This is a genomic window from Flavobacterium chungbukense (assembly GCF_020805785.1).
In the GTDB taxonomy this organism is placed as follows: domain Bacteria; phylum Bacteroidota; class Bacteroidia; order Flavobacteriales; family Flavobacteriaceae; genus Flavobacterium; species Flavobacterium chungbukense.
The window spans coordinates 222,913-243,042 of the sequence record NZ_JAJGZV010000004.1 but is presented as its reverse complement, the minus strand read 5'-3'; the positions used below and the strand labels follow the sequence as shown (position 1 = coordinate 243,042).

At 32.3% G+C, this 20,130-nt stretch carries 22 protein-coding genes and 2 tRNA genes; 15 read left to right on the top strand and 9 right to left on the bottom strand.

The window, feature by feature from the left end; translation table 11 throughout:
• Positions 1-13: 13 nt before the first annotated feature.
• Both LL966_RS15025 and LL966_RS15020 read left to right on the top strand, forming a co-directional pair.
• A tRNA-Gly gene (locus LL966_RS15025) sits at positions 14-86 on the top strand.
• A gap of 71 nt (positions 87-157) precedes the next feature.
• Positions 158-230 (top strand) — tRNA-Gly (locus tag LL966_RS15020).
• A 137-nt stretch (positions 231-367) separates the two neighbouring features.
• Here the strand turns inward: LL966_RS15020 and pepE are convergent.
• Positions 368-1,075, bottom strand: coding sequence for a dipeptidase PepE (pepE, locus tag LL966_RS15015; protein ID WP_229354409.1), 708 nt, complete (start codon positions 1,073-1,075; stop codon positions 368-370).
• 163 nt (positions 1,076-1,238) lie between these two features.
• On the opposite strand from pepE, the gene LL966_RS15010 reads away from it, so the two are divergent.
• The 8 genes from LL966_RS15010 (at position 1,239) to LL966_RS14975 (ending at position 8,097) form a co-directional block, all read left to right on the top strand.
• Positions 1,239-2,006, top strand: a complete 768-nt coding sequence (locus tag LL966_RS15010) for a carboxypeptidase-like regulatory domain-containing protein (protein WP_229354408.1) — start codon at positions 1,239-1,241, stop codon at positions 2,004-2,006.
• Positions 1,993-2,763 (top strand): carboxypeptidase-like regulatory domain-containing protein, encoded by a 771-nt coding sequence (locus LL966_RS15005; protein WP_229354407.1) that lies wholly within the window; start codon positions 1,993-1,995, stop codon positions 2,761-2,763. Before LL966_RS15010 ends, LL966_RS15005 begins: the two co-directional genes overlap by 14 nt.
• Positions 2,750-3,478, top strand: a complete 729-nt coding sequence (locus tag LL966_RS15000) for a carboxypeptidase-like regulatory domain-containing protein (protein ID WP_229354406.1) — start codon at positions 2,750-2,752, stop codon at positions 3,476-3,478. Before LL966_RS15005 ends, LL966_RS15000 begins: the two co-directional genes overlap by 14 nt.
• Positions 3,468-4,223, top strand: coding sequence for a hypothetical protein (locus LL966_RS14995; RefSeq protein WP_229354405.1), 756 nt, complete (start codon positions 3,468-3,470; stop codon positions 4,221-4,223). Before LL966_RS15000 ends, LL966_RS14995 begins: the two co-directional genes overlap by 11 nt.
• Positions 4,220-4,726: a DUF6702 family protein gene (locus LL966_RS14990; RefSeq protein ID WP_229354403.1), complete on the top strand. Its 507-nt coding sequence runs from the start codon at positions 4,220-4,222 to the stop codon at positions 4,724-4,726. Before LL966_RS14995 ends, LL966_RS14990 begins: the two co-directional genes overlap by 4 nt.
• Positions 4,727-4,792: 66 nt before the next feature.
• Positions 4,793-7,033, top strand: a complete 2,241-nt coding sequence (locus tag LL966_RS14985; protein WP_229354401.1) for a M1 family metallopeptidase — start codon at positions 4,793-4,795, stop codon at positions 7,031-7,033.
• 153 nt (positions 7,034-7,186) lie between these two features.
• Positions 7,187-7,534 carry a Sec-independent protein translocase subunit TatA/TatB gene (locus tag LL966_RS14980; RefSeq protein WP_229354399.1) on the top strand — a complete coding sequence of 116 codons (348 nt, stop codon included), beginning with the start codon at positions 7,187-7,189 and terminating at the stop codon, positions 7,532-7,534.
• On the top strand, positions 7,534-8,097 hold the full coding sequence (locus LL966_RS14975) for a phosphatase PAP2 family protein (protein ID WP_229354398.1): 564 nt from the start codon (positions 7,534-7,536) through the stop codon (positions 8,095-8,097). The genes LL966_RS14980 and LL966_RS14975 overlap by 1 nt, the downstream gene beginning before the upstream one ends.
• 113 nt (positions 8,098-8,210) lie before the next feature.
• Here LL966_RS14975 and LL966_RS14970 read toward each other — a convergent pair whose 3' ends face one another.
• From LL966_RS14970 to LL966_RS14940, 7 genes are all read right to left on the bottom strand, one after another.
• The gene (locus tag LL966_RS14970; protein WP_229354397.1) at positions 8,211-8,930 is read right to left on the bottom strand and encodes a phytanoyl-CoA dioxygenase family protein; all 720 of its coding nucleotides are present in this window, start codon (positions 8,928-8,930) and stop codon (positions 8,211-8,213) included.
• Positions 8,931-9,087: 157 nt separating this feature from the next.
• Positions 9,088-9,729 carry an O-methyltransferase gene (locus LL966_RS14965; RefSeq protein WP_111284805.1) on the bottom strand — a complete coding sequence of 214 codons (642 nt, stop codon included), beginning with the start codon at positions 9,727-9,729 and terminating at the stop codon, positions 9,088-9,090.
• A 114-nt stretch (positions 9,730-9,843) separates the two neighbouring features.
• Positions 9,844-10,242 carry a hypothetical protein gene (locus tag LL966_RS14960; protein WP_229354396.1) on the bottom strand — a complete coding sequence of 133 codons (399 nt, stop codon included), beginning with the start codon at positions 10,240-10,242 and terminating at the stop codon, positions 9,844-9,846.
• 164 nt (positions 10,243-10,406) lie between these two features.
• Positions 10,407-10,958, bottom strand: coding sequence for a YceI family protein (locus LL966_RS14955; RefSeq protein WP_229354394.1), 552 nt, complete (start codon positions 10,956-10,958; stop codon positions 10,407-10,409).
• An 11-nt stretch (positions 10,959-10,969) separates the two neighbouring features.
• Positions 10,970-12,421 carry a hypothetical protein gene (locus tag LL966_RS14950; protein WP_229354392.1) on the bottom strand — a complete coding sequence of 484 codons (1,452 nt, stop codon included), beginning with the start codon at positions 12,419-12,421 and terminating at the stop codon, positions 10,970-10,972.
• 5 nt (positions 12,422-12,426) lie between these two features.
• Positions 12,427-12,996 carry a YceI family protein gene (locus LL966_RS14945; RefSeq protein WP_229354391.1) on the bottom strand — a complete coding sequence of 190 codons (570 nt, stop codon included), beginning with the start codon at positions 12,994-12,996 and terminating at the stop codon, positions 12,427-12,429.
• A 298-nt stretch (positions 12,997-13,294) separates the two neighbouring features.
• Entirely contained in the window at positions 13,295-13,855 is a 561-nt protein-coding gene (locus tag LL966_RS14940) for a YceI family protein (protein ID WP_229354390.1), read from the bottom strand.
• A 334-nt stretch (positions 13,856-14,189) separates the two neighbouring features.
• Between LL966_RS14940 and rlmN the strand changes: the two genes are divergently transcribed.
• On the top strand, positions 14,190-15,236 hold the full coding sequence (gene rlmN, locus LL966_RS14935; RefSeq protein WP_229354389.1) for a 23S rRNA (adenine(2503)-C(2))-methyltransferase RlmN: 1,047 nt from the start codon (positions 14,190-14,192) through the stop codon (positions 15,234-15,236).
• Between the two features lie 207 nt (positions 15,237-15,443).
• Here rlmN and LL966_RS14930 read toward each other — a convergent pair whose 3' ends face one another.
• A complete protein-coding gene (locus LL966_RS14930; protein ID WP_229354388.1) occupies positions 15,444-16,304 on the bottom strand; it encodes a hypothetical protein in 861 nt (286 codons plus the stop codon).
• Positions 16,305-16,451: 147 nt separating this feature from the next.
• On the opposite strand from LL966_RS14930, the gene LL966_RS14925 reads away from it, so the two are divergent.
• The 4 genes from LL966_RS14925 to LL966_RS14910 all read left to right on the top strand — a co-directional run bounded on the left by LL966_RS14925 (position 16,452) and on the right by LL966_RS14910 (position 20,072).
• The gene (locus tag LL966_RS14925; RefSeq protein WP_229354387.1) at positions 16,452-17,429 is read left to right on the top strand and encodes a polyprenyl synthetase family protein; all 978 of its coding nucleotides are present in this window, start codon (positions 16,452-16,454) and stop codon (positions 17,427-17,429) included.
• Between the two features lie 197 nt (positions 17,430-17,626).
• The gene (locus LL966_RS14920) at positions 17,627-18,187 is read left to right on the top strand and encodes an RNA polymerase sigma factor (protein WP_229354386.1); all 561 of its coding nucleotides are present in this window, start codon (positions 17,627-17,629) and stop codon (positions 18,185-18,187) included.
• Positions 18,174-18,899, top strand: a complete 726-nt coding sequence (locus LL966_RS14915) for a hypothetical protein (RefSeq protein WP_229354385.1) — start codon at positions 18,174-18,176, stop codon at positions 18,897-18,899. Before LL966_RS14920 ends, LL966_RS14915 begins: the two co-directional genes overlap by 14 nt.
• A 144-nt stretch (positions 18,900-19,043) precedes the next feature.
• Positions 19,044-20,072: a hypothetical protein gene (locus LL966_RS14910; RefSeq protein WP_229354383.1), complete on the top strand. Its 1,029-nt coding sequence runs from the start codon at positions 19,044-19,046 to the stop codon at positions 20,070-20,072.
• The last annotated feature ends 58 nt before the right edge of the window (positions 20,073-20,130 follow it).

Below are 20,130 nucleotides of genomic sequence, written 5' to 3'. Positions count from 1 at the left end.
TTGCACCACCAATGCGAAAGTAGCTCAGTTGGTAGAGCTCCAGCCTTCCAAGCTGGTTGTCGCGAGTTCGAGCCTCGTCTTTCGCTCTAAAAATAAATAATTTTTAGATTTTTATTTTTTTAAAGATTAAAATTATTTATATTTGCACCCTAGTAATGCGAAAGTAGCTCAGTTGGTAGAGCTCCAGCCTTCCAAGCTGGTTGTCGCGAGTTCGAGCCTCGTCTTTCGCTCTTCAGAAGCCTCAAACATTGTTTGAGGCTTTTTTGTTTTTTATCATTTTTAAACCATATAAGTGATATAAGAAAATTTAAGTTTTTTATTCAAGTATTTTTAAATGAACTTATATCGCTTATATGATAAACTATTTTTACTTTAAAGTGCTTAAGTCGCTTTCTGGTTCTAATTCTTGAGCTTCTTGATTTTGTTTGAATAATCTAGCTGATAGATTTCCTTTTAAAGTAATTTGCTCTCCTTTTACCTCAAGCCAACTTCCTTCTCTTAAACCTAAAACCGGAATGGAATTGAAAGCATGAAATTCTTTAATTCTAGTTTCGCGGGTTTCTCCCATGTGTTTAGACTGCAAATGGGTATCTAGGTAATGTGGATTTAAATTGAAAGGAATTAATCCTAAAGTCTGGAAACTTGGCGGATAAATTATAGGCATGTCGTTTGTAGTCTGCATCGATAATCCACAGATATTGCTTCCAGCGCTTGATCCTAAATATGGTGTGCCGCTTTTTACCGTTTCAGAGACCAACTGCATAATATTGTTTTTGTAAAGCTGGGTTACTAATAAAAAAGTATTTCCGCCGCCTGTAAATATTCCTTCGGCATTTTTTACAGCATCCTGCGGATTCTCATATTCATGAATTCCTTTAACGTCAATATTTATTTTAGCAAATGCTTCTTTGGCTTTCTGTGTGTATTCGTCGTGTGAAATACCACTCGGACGAGCATAAGGAATAAATAATAAGGTTTTACAATTTTTAAAATGCGTTTGCAAAACGGGTAAAATGTATTCTAAATAGCCTCCTCCGTGTAAAGTTGAGGTGCTTGCGATGATAATGCTTTTCATGATTTATTAACTGGTAATTTGTTTGTTAAAGGTATTAAAAAGTATGTTTTCATGTAAATTTTAAAATTTTTAATTAACATTTTTTTACCAAGTCGTTAATATTAAATTTGGAGCGTATTGAGATATTTTTACCGTTTTAAGAATATTTTTAATTTATTTCATTTTGATTCAGAAAATTACTTTCTTTTTAGTTGTTTTATTAGCGCAAACTTGTATTTCTCAAGCGCAAGATCGATCTGTTATAAATGGAAAAGTCGAATCAAATACTTCAGATTTGAGCGGTATATATGTAATTAATGCTCAGACAGAAGAAACTGTTACAACAGATACTTCTGGATCTTTTTCTATTTTGGCAAAACCAGATGATGTGCTGGTTTTTTCTTCTATCAGTTATAAAGAAAAAAGAATTTTATTGAAGGCAGAAAATTTTTCGAATCTTAATTTTGCTGTCAAACTAAATATGGTGATGTATCAGCTGCAAGAAGTAGTAATTAAAAAATACGACAATATCAATGCAGAAAGTTTGGGTGTAATTCCTTACGGTCAGAAAAAATATACTGAAGCAGAAAGGAAATTGCATACGGCAACAGCGCTAAATGCCACAGCCAATGGAGGAGGAATGGTTGGCGGATCTATTTCTGCAGATCCTTTGCTTAACTTTTTCTCAGGAAGAACAGCGATGCTGAAAAAGGAGGTTGCAGTAGAAAAAAAGGAATTTTTCATGAAACTTTTGGAAAATATGTTTAGTGTGGAGCATTTTATTGAAAGATTAAAAATTCCTGCAGAATATGTAAAAGGATTTGAATATTATGCAATAGAAAATGACAAGTTTACGGTAATTTTAAATTCGAAAAATAAAACTTCTACAGAATTTTTGTTAGGCGAATTGGCAGTAAAATATAAAGAATTGCTTGCTCTTGGAGAAAAGTAAAACCATATCTGCTGTGTTTTTTCTGTTTTTTGTCCAAACTGGTTTTGGGCAAACCGAATTAAAACAATTGTATGGAAAGGTGGTCGTGAATTCGAAACCTATTGAAGGCGTTAATATAACCAATACTAATTCGCAAATAACTGTGGTTTCAGATGTGGAAGGTAGTTTTTCAATTCAGGTAAAAGAAAGTGAGATCTTGGTTTTTTCAGCAGTTAATTTAAATCCTGTAAAAAAGAGAATTACGAAAGATCATTTGACATCTGAGGAATTGCTGTTAATTGAAATGACAATAAAAGAACTGGAATTAAAAGAAGTTATTATAAATGAAAATGCTAATATAACGGCCGAAAATTTAGGAATAATTCCGCGAGGGCAGAAAAAATATACTCAGGCAGAAAGGCAATTAGCGACAGCGGGAGACTTTAAACCTATAATGTTGTTGGGACTTTTGGGCGGGTCGATGCAGCTTGATCCGTTAATTAATAAAATTAATGGAAGAACAAAGCAATTAAAAGCAAATGTAGAGATTGAGAAAAAGGAAAAAAATCTTCTAAAATTAGGTTATTTATTTGACGATGTCTATTTTGTCCAAAAGTTGCAAATACGAGAAGAAAATGTAAATGAATTTAAGCTTTTTGTGATTGAAAATGCAGAGTTTTGCAACGTTCTAAATTCAAAAAATAAAACTTCGGCAGAATTTCTTTTAGGAGAATTGGCGGCCAAGTATAAAGAGATAATTTCTAGTGAAAATAAATAAAAACATATTCATAATCGTTCTTGCGTTTTTTGTTCAAATTAGTTTTGGACAAAAAAATGATTTTAAGCAATTAATTGGAAAAGTAGTCGAGCATTCCACTCCAATTGAAGGTATTAATATCATCAATAATGCAACTCAAGTAGCAACCGTTTCAGATTCTGAAGGTAATTTTGCAATGCAGGTTAAAGAAGGAGATGTTTTGGTTTTGTCTGCTGTGAATCTTGAGCCGCTAAAGCATAGAGTTGTCTCAGGCGATTTTTACCCTAATATTTTAGTCATTAAAATGACCGCGAAAGAAGTGGAGTTGAAAGAGGTAGTGGTAAACGAAAATGCTAATATAACGGCAGAAAATTTAGGAATAATCCCTTACGGACAAAAAAAATATACTCCCGCCGAAAGAAAAGTTTACACCGCAACGTCAACTTCGGTAGATAAGCTTTTGAATGCCATTTCAGGCCGAACTACTATGCTGAAAAAGGAAGTAAATGTGGAGAAAAAAGAAGCGCTTTTTAGAAAACTAGAATATCTTTTCGAGCAGAATTATTATACAGATAGATTGAAGATTCCGGTTGATGATATAAAAGGATTTCAATTATTTTGTGTGGAAGATGCCGATTTTGCTGTATCTTTGAATAGTAAAAACAAAACAATGAGTATGTTTTTAATCACAGATCTAGCAAGAAAATATCTAACAATTCTCGAAAATGAAAAATAAATTAGGAGTACTCGTTGTCTGCTTATTTTGTCAAATTGTATTAGGACAAAACGGTTCAAGGAAGCCATTACACGGTCAGGTTTTAAATGACTTTTTAGCCATTGAAAGTGGTTATGTTATGAATATCAATGCCAATGTCAGAACTTTTATTGGTTCAGGCGGTTTGTTTGATATCATGGCGCGTCCAAAAGATACTTTGCTATTTTCTGGTCTGGCATTTCAATCAAAAAAAATCATTTTAACGGAGAAAGATTGTTCAGAAGTGCTTTTTAAGGTAAAATTAGATTTAGTAAATAATCAGCTTAAAGAAGTTGTTGTTCATAAGGAATTAAAAGTTAAAGCGCTTGGAGGCGGTCCGCAAGGTATTGTTGATATGCAGTTTGAAGATGATAAACAGTCTACGGCAAAAAATACCGCGATGCTTTCAGATCAAACGATAAAATACGGAATGGATTTCGTTCGTATTTTTAAAGATGTTAAAAAACTGCTTAGGAAAAAAGACGACATAAAAGACGAAGAAATTACGGATATTGCTTTTGTGGAATATGCTAAAGATAATTTTACAAAAGATTTCTACACCAACACATTAAATCTTAAAGATGATGAAATCGAATTGTTTTTAATGTATTGTTCAAACGATCCGCATTCAAAGCAAATGGTAAATCCAGATCAGAAATTTCAGTTAATAGATTTCATGATTAATAAGAATAAAGAATTTAAGAAAGCTGCTGCTGTTCAAAAATGAAAAATAAATTAGTTTACTGTTTTCTGGCGGTTGTATTTGTATTGTCTTCTGCATTTAGTTTCCATAAATTTTATGTTGGAGTTTTTCAGGTAAATTATACGGCCGAAAAAAAGATGATTCAGATAACTTCACGCATTTTTATTGATGATTTGAATAATGCAATGGAAAAAAAGTACCATAAAAAAACTTTTGTAGGTACCGAAAAAGAAACGCAAGCAGATTTAGATTTATTCGAAAAATATCTTTCAGAAAACTTTTTGATAAAAGTAAACGGTCAATCAAAAAAAATAACTTTTTTATCTAAAGAAGTCGAAGCTGGCGATGTTTTGGTTTGTTATTCTAGAATTAAGGATATTGATAAGTTTAAAACAATAGAAATTTCGAATACAATCTTAGTGGATTGGAACTCAGAACAGCAAAACATTACACATATTTCAGCATTTGATACTAAAAAGAGTGTTCTTTTTACACAATCTTCAAGGAAAGAAGTGTTAAAATACTAAATGAAGTCGTGAAATTATGTATTAATTATTATTTTCACAGCCTGACAAATTACCTTTAAACTTTTTATGAAAAAACTTTCATTATTATTGCTTTTTCCAGCAATGTTAATTGCACAAGAAAAAGAAACCGCTCCTGTTAGGCAACAAGGAAAATACGATACCAACAAATTTAGCCAGATGTACGATCTATTGGCTACTCCAAATATGTTTCGTACTGCTTCTGGTGCTCCAGGGCCAGCTTATTATCAGCAACAAGCAGATTATAAAATTGATATTGAATTGGATGATAAAAATTCAAAATTAAGCGGGTCTGAAGTTATAACATATAGCAATAATTCTCCTGATTCTTTGGAGTATTTATGGATACAGTTAGATCAAAACCAAGCTAAAGCTAATACGCAAACTTCATTAGCTGAAAGCGATAAAATAAGTCAGGTTTTAGCGCTTGATGGTTTTTCTTCTAAATATTTGAAAAAAGATTTGGAACGTGGTTTTAATATCGAGCAGGTAAAAGATGCAAAAGGTAATGCGATGTCGTATACGATCAACGAAACGATGATGCGTATTAATTTGACTTCGCCTTTAAAACCTGGAGAAAAAATTTCTTTTTCAATAAAATGGTGGTACAATATCAATAATTACAGAAAAGAAGGCGGTCGTTCAGGATATGAATTATTCGAGAAAGACGGTAATAAATTATATGTGATTGCTCAATTTTATCCAAGAATGGCAGTTTACAATGATGTAGAAGGGTGGCAGAATATGCAGTTTTGGGGAAGTGGTGAATTTGCTCTTCCTTTCGGAAATTTTGACGTAAACATTACAGTTCCTGCGGATCACGTAATCGATGCAACTGGGGAATTAACAAATAGAAGCGAAGTTTTTACAGCAGAACAAGTAAAAAGATACGAACAAGCTCAGAAATCATTTGATAAACCTGTGGTTATTGTAACACAGGCAGAAGCAGAGGCAGCTGAAAAAGGTTTTTCTGAAAAGAAAAAAACATGGAAATTTAGTGCTAAAAATGTTCGTGATTTCGGAATTGCGTCTTCTAGAAAATTTATTTACGATGCAATGGCCGTAAAAATCGGAAACAGAACTGTGATGGCAGAATCTGTTTATCCAAAAGAATCAAATCCGCTTTGGGGAGAAACTTCTACAATGGTCGTGGCACATACATTGAAAAGCTATTCATCTCATACTTTTGATTATCCATATCCAAAAGCAGTTTCAGTTTCTGCAGAAGATCAAGGAATGGAATATCCAATGATTTGCTGGAATTATGGTCGCCCAGACGAAAATGGCGTAACGAGTAAAGAAGTTAAAAACGGAATGATTGGCGTTGTTATTCATGAAGTTGGACATACTTTCTTTCCTATGATTGTAAATTCAGATGAGCGTCAATGGACTTGGATGGATGAAGGTTTAAATTCATTTTTAGAATATTTGGCAGAGCAAGAATTGGATTCTAATTTTCCATCAAGAAGAGGGCCAGCAAAAAATATCGTTCCTTACATGAGTGGTGATCAGAAGTTTTTAGAACCAATTATGTCGAATTCAGAAACAATTCACCAATTTGGAAATAATGCTTACGGAAAACCAGCTACTGGTCTTAATATTTTGAGAGAAGTGGTTATGGGAAGAGAATTGTTTGATCATGCTTTTAAAACATATGCAAACAGATGGAAGTTCAAACACCCAACTCCAGAAGATTTCTTTAGAACGATGGAAGATGCTTCGGCAGTAGATTTGGATTGGTTTTTCAGAGGATGGTTTTACTCAACAGATTTTGTAGATATCGGAATTAAAGAAGTAAAACAATATTATGTTTCAGAAACTCCAACTGCAGATCTTAAAAATGTTAAAGTAAGAAAAGGTCGTTTCGGATTTGAAAAAGGACCTTTCGTTTACTTAGTTGCTGGAGATAATGCAGAAGTAAAAGCGTCTTCTAAAAAAGCTTTGCAAGTAGAAGAATTTAGAACTTTGGCAGATTATGTAAATCAGACTTTTACAGCTGAAGAAAAAGCAAGCATCAAAACGCCTAAATATTTCTATGAAGTAGAATTTAATAAGCCAGGCGGAATGATTATGCCGATTTTAGTTGAAATTACATACGAAGACGGTTCAAAAGATAATTACAAATATCCAGCGCAGATTTGGAGAAAAGGTAATGAGTCGGCTAGAAAAGTATACGCTACTACTAAAGCAATTAAAAGTATTCAGGTCGATCCAAAATTGCTTACAGCAGATATTGATGTAACCAATAATTCTTGGCCAAAAGTAGAAACGAAGTCGAAATTTGACTAAATAAATAAAAAGTTAGAGAAAAGTTCATTGGGTATAAAAGCCTAATGAACTTTTTTCTTTTTCTAATAAATGCATTTTAAAGGACTTTTTAAGTTAATTTTAAAACTCTAAGGTGCAAAATTTAATATCTTTGCGTCAACAAAAATAAAAGTTATGTTTGGTATAGGAGGAGGAGAATTAGTTTTTATACTGTTTATAGTACTAATGCTTTTTGGTTCAGATAAAGTTCCGGAAATTGCTCGTACAATGGGAAAAGCTATGGCTCAGTTAAAAAATGCAACTAATGATATTAAAAGTGAAATTCAAAAAGGAGCTGAGGCCAACGGTCTTGATTCTAAATCTTTGACTGATATCACCGGAAATATTAATGCAGAAATTAATAATGCAAAATCTAATTTACTCGGAGATACAGGAAATCTTTTAGGAGATACCACAAACGAGATCGAAAAAGTAAAAGAAGATATTGACACACTTTCTGGACCTATTAAACGCCAAAGATAATGCTTGAAACAATAAAGGAATTAGATAAAAATCTCTTAATATATCTTAACGGATTAGGTTCTGAAACTTATGATAAACTTTGGCTGATTATTACTCAGCAGTTGTATTGGACACCATTTTTTCTATTGCTTTTTTATCTTATTTATAAAAAAATAGGAGGTAAGCAGACTCTATATTTATTACTTTTTATAGCGGTTTTGATTGCTTTTACAGATCAGACTTGTAATTTATTTAAGCATACTTTTCAGCGTTTGCGCCCTTGCAATGACCCAGAAGTGAATACAATTATCAGAGTTGTTCAGGTTAGAAAATCATTTAGCTTTTTCTCTGGACATGCTGCAAATACAATGGCAGTTGCAACTTTCTTATTTTGGGTTTTAAGACGTTATTTTAAATATATTGGCTTCTTATTTTTGTGGCCTTTAATATTCGCTTACAGCCGAATTTATTTAGGATTGCACTTTCCAGGCGATATTCTTGCTGGATATTTCTTTGGAGCACTTTTTGGTTCGCTTCTTTATTTAGTGTACAAAAAATTGAAACCGCAATATTTTCCTGGGTAGGTTTTTTTTTAAAAGGTGCTAAGGTTCTGAGATGCTAAGATTCTAAGGTTTTTATATAATAAAATATTAAAAGGCTTTATCCAAATACTAGTTTAGATTTTGGCTAAAGCTTTTTAGTTTAAAGTCATTTTTTCACTCCATTCTAGTCCATTTGGGAGTTCTTGTCTGCTAAATTCAATATGGATAACTCTTCTTCGTTCGTTATTTGTGGTCTTATTAGAGGCATGAAATAAAAGAGGTTTCATAATCATTACGCCGCCTTTTTCGACTTCGCAAATAGTTTCTTTTTCGCTTTCAAAATCAAGATTTTCAATTCTTAAAATTCCTTTTGAATGCGAATTATTGATAACTTTTAAAGCTCCGTTATCTTTGGTGGTCTTGTCAATATGAATTCTTATTGTAAAATTGTTTTCTAATATTTCTGTGGGAGGCTGAACTGCAAACTGATTTTGTTTTACTGTCCAGTTTTCAAAATTTTCTAACTCAATTTTTTGATTGACAGAGATAGTCAAATCTTGATGATAAGCTACGAACCAATTTGATTTTTCTGGTTTATCAAAATAAATAGATTTGGTTATGAAATACCCTTTTCCAAAATTAGATTCGATAATTTCTTTTAAATTCTCATTGAAAATAAAATCTAAAGTTTCAGGTATTTCTTTATGAAATTGTCTTATTGCAAATAAGTCTTGAGATTTTCTGAAAGTAGCATTTTCTTGATTATTAGCAGTATTGTTTTCAATTAATGCAATTATATTTTCAATTTCTTTTTCTGTGAAAACATCATTTATTATTGCAAAGCCTTCAGACCTTATTTCGGTGTTATAATTCATGATTAAAATGCTTGTTGATTTTTTTTTATTGAAGTTAACGTCCGATTGTCATTTCGACGAAAGGAGAAATCACACCGGAAATCCAAAAAGAAAATCGCCAATCTTTGTCGAGCCACTAGTGCGATTTCTCCTTTCGTCGAAATGACAAAAAATGAGATTAAAGAACCCTACTAACCGTCAATCCATCGCGAATAGGCAGTAAAACTGTCTCAACTCTAGGGTCATCTTTCAAAAGCTGATTGTATTCTAAAAGTACTTTTGTGCTAACGTCATTTGGGTGAACTGGTTCAAGAATTTTTCCGCTCCATAAAACATTATCCGACAAAATAATTCCGCCTTTATTCATTTTTGGAACAATCATTTCCCAATAATTGAGATAGTTTTCTTTATCAGCATCAATAAATACCAAGTCAAATTTTACATCCAAATCAGGAATAATATTTACAGCTTCACCTAAATGCTGAAAAATTTGTTTGCCCCAAGGTGATGCATCAAAATATTTTCGCTGGAAATCAACTAATTCTTCTTTGATATCAATTGTGTGTAATTGTCCGTTTTCCTGCATTCCTTCACATAAACACAATGCTGCGTAACCTGTGTAAGTTCCGATCTCCAAAATATTGACAGGACGAATTAATTTAGACAACATACTCAAAACACGACCTTGGAAATGACCACTTAACATTCTTGGCAAAAGTATTTTTTGATAAGTTTCTTTATTGAGTTTTGCCAACAATTCTGGTTCGTTTTCAGAGTGCTGTTCGATATAATCTTCTAGTTCTTGTGATATAAAATGCATGTTGAAGTATCTTGTAATTTGAAAACAAAAATACAAAAAAATTATGCTAACTATTTGGCATAAAAAAACCATTCGTTTTTGGCGAATGGTTTCTTTTCAATGTTTAAATGAAACTTATTTTTTCAAAGCTTCATTAACTTCTTTTGCTGTTTTTACTGTTCCGTCTTTTGCTGCTTTTGCTGCATTTTCAACTTTTTCAGCGCCTTTTTTAGTCGCGTCTTTTACGTCTGTTGCTGTTTTTTTAGCAGCGTTTTCTACATCGTTTGCAGCTTTTTTAGTAGCGTCTTTTACATCTTCGGCTGCAGTTTTAGTTGCATCTTTTGCTTTTGCAGCAGCACCTTCAGCTTTGCTAACAGCGCTATCCGTTACTTCTTCGATGTCTGTCGTTAGAGAATCAACCTTGTTTCCAAGAGTTAATTCATCTTCTGCAGGTTTCGTTTCTTTCTTCTCGCATGATTGAACAGCGAATGCTAATAAAGCAATTACAGCTAAACTTAAAATCTGTTTTTTCATAATTTCAATTTTTTTTTAGGTTGATAACACTTAAAGGTTAATGGCTGAAAAATAAAAATACAAATTTTAAAATGATTGAGCTCTTTGTAAGATTATTTTTCTTTCGAGAGCAAGACAATTCTTATGCCAAAAATTATCAATTTTGAAATGTGATGCTAATTTTTTTAGTTTTTATATAAGCTGAAATTTATAATGATATCGTCTTTCACTTTTATCAATCCAGCCATCTTTACCGGAGCTTCTAATTCGATATCAGAGAATTTTAAATTTAGCGTTCCCTGAATTTTATCATCAGAATTGTATAAAATGAAATCTTTGTATTTCAGCGTTTTATCTGTGATGTAAAAGTTTAGTTTGCATTTGTAATTTTTACCGTCTTTTTTGATGTCAGTAATACTTACTGTGCTGTTTGGAAATTTTTTTACTTTCACAGTTCCTTGCAAATCCTTTGTCATGATTTTGTTGCCGCAATCAAAATTTGACATTTTAATATCGGTATTGAAAGTGTTTTTTTTAGCACAATTTACATAAACCGTATCTTTTATATTAAAGGTATTAGAGCAATTGTACTTTCCAACTGTAGATAGTCCTGTGATTTCTATTTTAATTTTGTTTATTACCACAGCGTTATCTTCTGGAAAAAAAGTGGGTTTAGCACTTCCTAATAAAAAGAAAATTGCTAAACCCATCATTAATATTGAAAATCTCGTTTTCATTTTTTTATATATTAGAATGCAATTACTGCTTCGAATACTAAACCGTTAAATTTACCACCATAAAAGTTATTTACGTTTCCAGTAGCAGGATCTCCTGTAAATTGTGAGTAATTTTTATAGTTTTGATTGACATAGTTTAGTTTAGCTAAAATGTTTTTAGTCATAAACCAACCAGCACTTGCTTCAAATTTATCTACGGTAACTTCTTTAGCATCAGCATTAGATAATTTTCCAGATACTGTATTGTATTTTCCTCCTAGATAGAATTGTTCTGTTTTTCCAAATCTGTATATAAGCTCTGAAGCATATTGATTAGCAGTACGTTTGTCGTCAGTACCAGCTTTATCTCCTCCTGAAGCTAATTCGATTGTTCCGAAGAATTCAAGTCCTTTATATTTTATAAAAGGGTTAATCATGTATGTAGTAGCCCAGTTTTTGAAATTAGGATTAAACGTTGCTTCTGGAGTAGATGTTTTACTAAAACTAGTAGCAACATCAGTAGTAGTTGTAGAAATAACAGTACCATTGGCATCGGTCTTAGTAATAGTATTTTTATAAGCATTATTATTCAAGATACCCCAATAACCAAATCCTGATCTATTAGCAGAATATATGTTTGCATTACCAAGATTTGAATTATGATAATAAGAACCAGTTAATCTTATTCTTAAATCTTCGTTAAGCTGTTTGTCATAACCCAATTTAGCTAAGATTGAAGGACTATGCGTTGTGTTTGTGTTCGGTCCAGCAGTGTAAAAAACTTGTTCATTACTTTGATTTAAATTACCGTTTGTAACACCTAGCATACTTACCAGTCCATTTCTGTTATAGTAAACCTCCATACCCATTTCTGTAGTAAAAGAATACATGATATTGTTTCCAACAAACGCATTTTTGATTGTGTTTCCATTATCAGAACCTCTGAAGTGTGCATCACCAAAATTGTTTTCCATTTGCCCAATTTTAATTGTAGCATATTTCATTACATCAGCCAAGAAGTCTTTTTTGATGAAGTCTAATTTGTCAATTTGCAAGTATCCACCTTTTACATAAGAATCATTGTGGTGTCTTGAAGCTAAATAAATATCTAAATTTACTCGTACTCCGTCAAACAATTGAGCGCCAATATACATATCAGCAGCAGGAAGAGTAAAATTGTTTTCCGTATTCATTAAACGATATCCAGTAATTGATCTAGTAGTAGTTCCCGCAGCTGTAGTTGTTGTAGTCGTAATGTTAGTTGGTTGGTCGTTAAATGAATTGGTTGCTTGAAAATCCATATTGAAAGCGCCGCCAAGGTCGATACTTAAACCTTTGAATTCTCTAGTGTCTTTCTGCACGTCGAAAACGTTAATACCGTCTTTCCCTCTAGAGATTTGGTTTTGCATGTTTCCAAAACTTACTTGTGCTTGAATAGTGTATGTACTTATTAATGTAATAAATAGGATATAAATCTTCTTCATGGCGGTTATAAATTAAAGTTTAAATTAAATTTTAAGGTTAGGTCTTGACCAGTTTTGATGGTGCCAAGCATTGCAGTTGGCGATTTCATTCCGAATTCTGTAAAAGTGATTTTATTTGATCCTTGCAGGTTTAAACCATCTTTTGTGACAGTTGTTTTTACAGTAGTTTTATATACTTTGCTTACTCCAGCAATAGTATAAGTTCCTGTAAGTTCCCAAGTAGTTTCATTTACTTTTTCAGCAGATTTTAGAACGTATTTGATGTTTTTGTTTTTGTCTGTTTTTAAAGTTTCATACGCTACTTTATCCATGCTTTTTTTCTCACTTTTTATAGTTTCTGCCGGAAGGGTTATTGTTAATGCATCGATATCAGTTAGTTTGCCGTTTGCGATATTTAAAGATGCAGTTCCAGTTCCAGAAGCCGATTTCATTTCCCAGTCATGGAGTGTTGAAGTTCCTGCGACAGAAAAAGTAGATTTACTTTCTAAATTGTATGACTTTTGTGCTGAACCGATTGAAGTCATTCCTAAAAATGCGGCTGCTAATGCGAAAAATTTTAATGTATTTGTTTTCATGTTTGTCATGTTTTTATTGTAAAAAAATTAAGTTAATGTGTCGGCCAGTTTCTATTTAGTACTAAGAATGTTGTTTTTAACTTGTATCAAAGATCCTTCTATATATCAGGGAAATACCTGATAAAAATCATTGTTAAAATTTTATTAAATAGGTATTTAATAACTACAACGTTTTCATTTTCTACGAAATCGATCACTAAGGCAAAAAAGAGTATTGAGTTTTATTAAATCCTGAATTTTTAAGATTTATGAAGTAGGAATTTTAGAAAAAAAAATTAGTTGATTATTAACACGTGAGTTAGCTTAAAATAATATTGAATATCACGGTAAGATCTTTTCCAGCTTTAACTACTCCAAGTGCCGCTTTTGGAGGAGCCATTTCAAAATCGCCAAAAGTAAGTTGATTGGAACCTTGTAAAATAAAAGTTCCATTACTGGCAGTTACTCTTACTTGAGTTACAAATTCTTTGCTCACGCCTGCAATTGTATAAACTCCTGTTAAGTTCCAAGTTGTTTCGTCTACCTTGACCGCAGATTTCAAAACATATTCAATGGTTTGATGATTTTCAGTGTCAAGAGCTTCATAAGCGACTTTATCCATACTGGTTTTGTAGCTTTTTAAACTTTCGGCTAATAATGATATGTTTAAGCTGTTAATTCCAGCAAGCTTAGAATCTTTCACAGTTAAATTCGCTGTGCCGGTTCCTTCTGAAGATTTCATTACCCAATCGTGAACTGTTGAAGTTCCTGAAACTTCAAATGTCGAGTTCGCATTTATATTAAAACTTCTTTGAGCATTTATTTGTAATGAAGCAGTTGTAAAGATTACTGTTAGTAGGATTGATGTAAGTGTTCTCATTTTAATTTGTGTATAGGTTAATTTTAATCGGGAGAGTTCTATAGTGTGGTTGCGAACTACGTTATTTCTTGGATCAAATTTATGCCTGACATAAAAGAAATGGAATGATAAAAATCATGGCTAAAGTTTTATTAAATTTTTATTGTAAAGAATAAATAGCTCGATTAAGCTTGATTTTAAAGCGGTTTGAAGAAATCTTGTTATTGTAAATATTTGTTTTTTATTGAGTTGCGTGTTTTTTGCGAAAGCCGTAATGATTTGTCTTTTTTCAAGTAGATTTTAAGAATGTATTTAAAAAACAAAGAAAAATGACAAAAGTGATTAACTTTGCAGCATGCAAATGGAGAAAAAAGACATACGCGCCTTATCAAAAGACCAACTACGTGATTTTTTTGTAGAAAATGGAGATAAAGCTTTTCGCGGAAATCAGGTTTATGAGTGGCTATGGAGCAAAGGGGCTCACAGTTTTGAAGATATGACAAATGTAGCAAAGACTACAAGGTCTATGCTTGAAAACAATTTTGTAATCAATCATATTAAGGTTGATACTATGCAGAAAAGTACTGACGGAACGGTAAAAAATGCCGTTAGACTTCATGACGGACTTGTGGTTGAATCTGTTTTAATTCCAACTGATACACGAACGACAGCTTGTGTTTCGAGTCAGGTAGGATGCAGTTTAGATTGTAATTTCTGTGCGACTGCAAGATTAAAAAGAATGCGTAATCTAGAACCAGGCGAAATTTACGATCAGGTTTTAGCTATCGATAAAGAAAGCCGATTGTATTACAATCACCCGCTTTCGAATATCGTTTTTATGGGAATGGGAGAGCCTTTGATGAATTATAATAATGTCATTAAAGCAATCGATATGATTACTTCGGAAGAAGGTTTAGGAATGTCTCCAAAACGAATCATGGTTTCGACTTCTGGAATTCCGAAAATGATCAAAAAAATGGCAGATGATGATGTAAAGTTCAAACTAGCCGTTTCTTTACATTCAGCCATAGACGAAACTCGTGCTCGCATTATGCCTTTCAGTAAAAACTTTCCTTTAAAAGATTTACGAGAAGCATTAGAATATTGGTACAGAAAAACAAAAAGCAAAATTTCATACGAATATGTAGTTTGGAAAGGAATCAACGACGATAAAGCTTCAGTTGATGCCTTGGTTAAATTCTGTAAATACGTACCATGTAAAGTCAATTTAATTGAATATAACCCAATTGATGACGGCGAATTCCAGCAAGCTTCAGAAGAGTCAATTATGGCGTATATAAAAGCATTGGAAAATATCGGGATAGTGGTAAAAGTAAGACGAAGCAGAGGAAAAGACATCGACGCCGCATGCGGACAATTAGCGAACAAAGAAGCAGAATAAATACTCCGTTAGGAAGTTTAAAAGTATAAGTTCGGCAGAAAAATTATCAGAATATATTCCGTTAGGAATATCTCGTCGGTAGAAAAAAAATATTGACAATTATGAATTTGTCCCTTCGGGACATTTGAAAATAAACAAAATAAAAAAAGCATTACAAACCAGAAATTTTCTCGTTTTTAATGCTTTTTTTCTTGGGCAAAAAGGATATTATTTTTTCAAATCTATTTCTTCAGTAACTCCATCTTTTGTTACTTTAGCAAGTGTATCGCATTCTCCGTTTCCGTAATCAATAGTTGCTTTAGCTTCATTTTTAGTAATAGAAACAATTCCTTTTACGGCAAAAGATTTTCTGCAAGAAGCGTTAAATTCCAAAGGAGTCGTAATCTCTGCAGAGAAAGTATCTCCATTAGGAAAAGTAGTAGAGCCACTTCCGGTTACTATAAAAGCATTATCATCCCAATCAAACCAAGTGTCATAACCAGAAGTCATTTCCTTTACAAGAGTTCCTTTTCTAGTATAAACGCCTCCATCATCAAAAGTAATCGTTAAATCTATAGTAGCGGTTAAAACAGGATGTGCTGTAACTAATATATTGGTTTCTTTAATTGTTCTCACAATGCTTTTACTGCCCTGAATTTTTTTACCGTTGTGATAAAATCCTTCAAAAGTATAACTGATTGTCTGAGTAGAAGAATTAAAGTCGTTTGAAAAAGAAATTACCATTTTTCCTTTTACGGTATTTCCATTATTTAAAGTACAGCCCTCAACACCAAAATCAACTGTTTTTGTCCAAGTGTTATTGGTTAAAACTGTTGTAATTGTTGCACAGCTTGGCAAGAAATTTTTGATTGGTCCGCCTGGTTTTGCATTTACATTGAGTTGTGCACTAAATTGATCTTCAGCAATATTTGTCACATCTTCTACAGAAGCGTCGATTTTGGAATTGGTTATAATTTCTTCGTTCGTAATCGCTTTTCCTGATCCATCATTTGTTTTTTCATCAGAACTACAGCCGATAAAAAAAGACATAGTAATAAAAGTACCAATTAATAAAAATTTTGTTTTCATATAATAAATAGTTTGGGTTAATGAATTCAAATCAGTATTAGTTAGAACTATTTTTGGTATTTTTTTCAGGTTAAAGCATAAATTATTTAAATCCTAACCTAAAATACACAACGTTTTTTTATTTAAAATAGTATATTTGGTGTTTAAATGAATATTACGTCTCAAATAAAGCAGCCTATTTTTAACGAAATGGAACTTTTCGAAAAAAAGTTCCATGAATCGATGACTTCAAAGGTTGCATTACTAAACCGAATCACTTATTACATCGTAAACCGCAAGGGAAAACAAATGCGTCCAATGTTTGTTTTTCTTACTGCAAAAATGGTTTCTGGCGGTATTGTAAACGAAAGAACCTATCGCGGAGCTTCGGTAATCGAATTGATTCATACCGCAACTTTAGTTCATGATGACGTAGTAGACGATAGTAATCGCCGTCGCGGATTTTTCTCTATCAACGCGCTTTGGAAAAATAAAATTGCTGTTTTAGTTGGAGATTATTTACTTTCAAAAGGTTTATTGCTTTCTATAGATAATGGCGATTTCGATTTATTGAGAATCATTTCTGTTGCCGTTCGTGAAATGAGCGAGGGAGAATTGCTTCAAATAGAAAAAGCAAGAAGACTCGATATTACCGAAGACGTTTATTACGAAATCATCAGGAAGAAAACGGCAACGCTTATTGCTGCTTGTTGTGCGCTTGGCGCGAAAGCCGTAATTGAAGATGATATTCAGGTAGAAAACATGCGAAAGTTTGGTGAATTGATCGGAATGGCATTTCAAATCAAAGACGATTTATTTGATTATAGCGAAGAAGCCATTGGAAAACCAACCGGAATAGATATTAAAGAGCAAAAAATGACTTTGCCTTTAATTCACGTTTTAAATACTTGTACTCCGCAAGAAAAAAAGTGGCTGATAAACTCCATCAAAAACCACAATAAAGACAAAAAACGTGTTAAAGAAGTTATTGCCTTTGTAAAAAACAATAATGGTTTGGCTTACGCCGAAAACAAAATGGTGCAATTCCAGCAGGAAGCACTTTCTCTTCTAGAAAATTACCCAGATTCTGAGTTCAAAGATGCTTTGACTTTGATGGTAAACTACGTAATCGAAAGAAAAAAATAATTAGATAATCAGAAAATCAGAAAATCAGAAAATTTGTCAATTAGATAACTGGTTATACTTTGTTGTGAATCAATTATCTAATTGGCTAATTTTCTAATTGTTTAATTATTTTTTTTCTCCCATGCAACCATTTCAAATCGACAATCGTCTATGCTAATAGAAGTCTGTTTCTAAAACCAAAACCGAAAAGCTTATTAATGAAAATTATTCAGTTACATCAAGAAGAAACCAAAATCATAAAGTTGGCTGTCGAAAATAATCGTCAGGCCCAGCAGCAGATTTATAGCAAGTTTTCTTCAAAAATGTTGAGTGTTTGTCGACAATATATAAAAGACATTCAATTGGCAGAAGATGTAATGATAACCGCTTTCATGAAAGTGTTTACGAATTTGAAAAACTTCGAACACAAAGGAAGCTTTGAAGGCTGGATCCGCCGAATTATGGTTAACGAATGCATTTCGTATTTAAGAGTTCAGAAAAAAGTAAAATTTGCCGAAGATGAATTTTTTGTTGAAGAAAGCTTCAACGAAATTGACAGCCAGTTTACCGTAGAACAGATTCAGTATTTAATTGATGCTTTGCCCGATGGTTACAAAATGATTTTTAATTTGTACGCAATCGAAGGTTACAAACACAATGAAATCGCAAAGATGTTGGGTATTAATGAAGGAACATCAAAATCGCAATTATCGCACGCTAGAAAAATGCTGCAAACACAAATTACTATTCTAAAAAAACAAGATAATGGAACCGAATAATTTTGAAAAGGATTTCCGTGAAAAACTAAACGAACGTAAAATTGAACCAAGCAACAAAGCTTGGGATCGATTGGACGCGATGTTGAGTGTAGCCGAAGAAAAAAAGCCAATTAAACTTGATTCGAAAAAATCAAAAAGAAAATGGCTTTATATCGCCGCAAGTTTTATCGGTTTTTTATTGGTTGGAACTATTTTTTTCAATCAAAATAAAAATACTGCAGAACCAACAAAAACAATCGTTGTTGAAAAGGAAATCGAAAAACAATCAGCGACTAAACCAATTTTAAACTATGTTGATTCGAAAAAAAACAAAACTGTTGTTGCTGAAAAAACTTCGGAAGAAACTTTAAATAAAAAAGAAAAAGTAAGTAACCAATTTTCAAATAAATCTATAAAAAATGAATCAAATCAAATAGCGGAGTCTTCAGTCATCATCAAAAACAATCAAGAAAAACAATCATCAAATAATGAAACTGTAATTGCAGAAAATTCTAAAAAAGAAAATGTCGATCAATTATTAGAAAAAGCTGAAGAAAAAGTTTTAGCTCAAGGCACAGCTAAAAAATCAAAAATAAAAATCAACGCTAATGAGTTGCTGAATCAAGTAGATGGTGAACTTGAACTTTCTTTTAGAGAAAAAATGATCACAAAAGTCAACAAAAACCTTCAAGAGGTTAAGGTCGCTTTGTCTAACAGAAATAAGCAAGAGTGAGAATTAGAGTCTAGATTTTAAGTTCCGAAGGAATGATCCACATCGTACCGTGCGGTTTTAACCCTATGATTATCGAATCAGCCATCAACCATTAGCAATTAAAAAATCATCAATCAATAATCAAATATTTTAAAACAATCAATCATGAAAAATTTTACCATTTACACCATACTTTTCTTTTTTTTATTGGTAAGTAAAGTAGTAGGTCAGGAGACTTTTGAATCTGAAACAAAAAGAATCGCCAATAAAATCGAAAAGATTACAAAAGAAGAAAAAGAAGCTTTAAAAGAAGAAGTTGAAGCAGTAAATGTTCAATTATCTGAAGGGAAAATTACGCAAGAACAGGCCGAAAAGCGTAAAAAGGAATTAGCAGAAGCAAGAGCTGTAATTATGGAAGAAAAAATTACTTTAGCTCAAAACGAACTAAATGATTTGGTTCAGAAAAAAGTGGACGGAAAAATAAAAGAAGATTCTGCAAAGGTATATATGATTCGCTGGAAGTCTTATAAACACCATAAAGATTCTATTCGTGGCGAAAAAAGAACAACATCTCAATTTGTATTTGCAATGGGATTGAATAATATCATGACCGATGGAAAACTTCAAGATTCAAATTATCGTTTCATGGGTTCGCATTTTTACGAATGGGGGTTTACTTATAATTCGAGATTAATGAAAAACGATAACTTGCTTCATGCTAAATACGGTCTTTCGTTAATGTATAATAACATTCGTCCGACAGATAATAGAAGTTTTGTGGTCGATGGAGATCAAACAAACCTTGAAGTTAATCCAGTTAATTTAAGCGAATCTCGTTTTAGAAATGTTTATTTGGTTGCACCTGTACATTTAGAATTTGATTTTTCTAGACCAATAGAAAGTGATGGCAAAAAATATTTCAAGACCCATAAAAGTTTCCGTTTCGGAATTGGAGGTTATGCAGGAGTAAACGTAAAATCGAAACAGATTTTAAAATTTGAAGAAGACGATTTAAAATATAAAACCACTATAAAAGGCGATTACAATGTAAATAATTTTGTTTACGGTCTGAGTTCGTATATCGGTTATAGAGAATTGAGTTTATATTTTAAATATGATTTAAACCCATTGTTTCAGAATAATCTAGTGAAAGAGAATAATGTTTCGTTAGGACTTCGAGTAGATTTAAACTAAAATACTGGTCGTTTAGTTAGTGAAAAAGGCATCTCCATTGAGATGCTTTTTTGTTTTA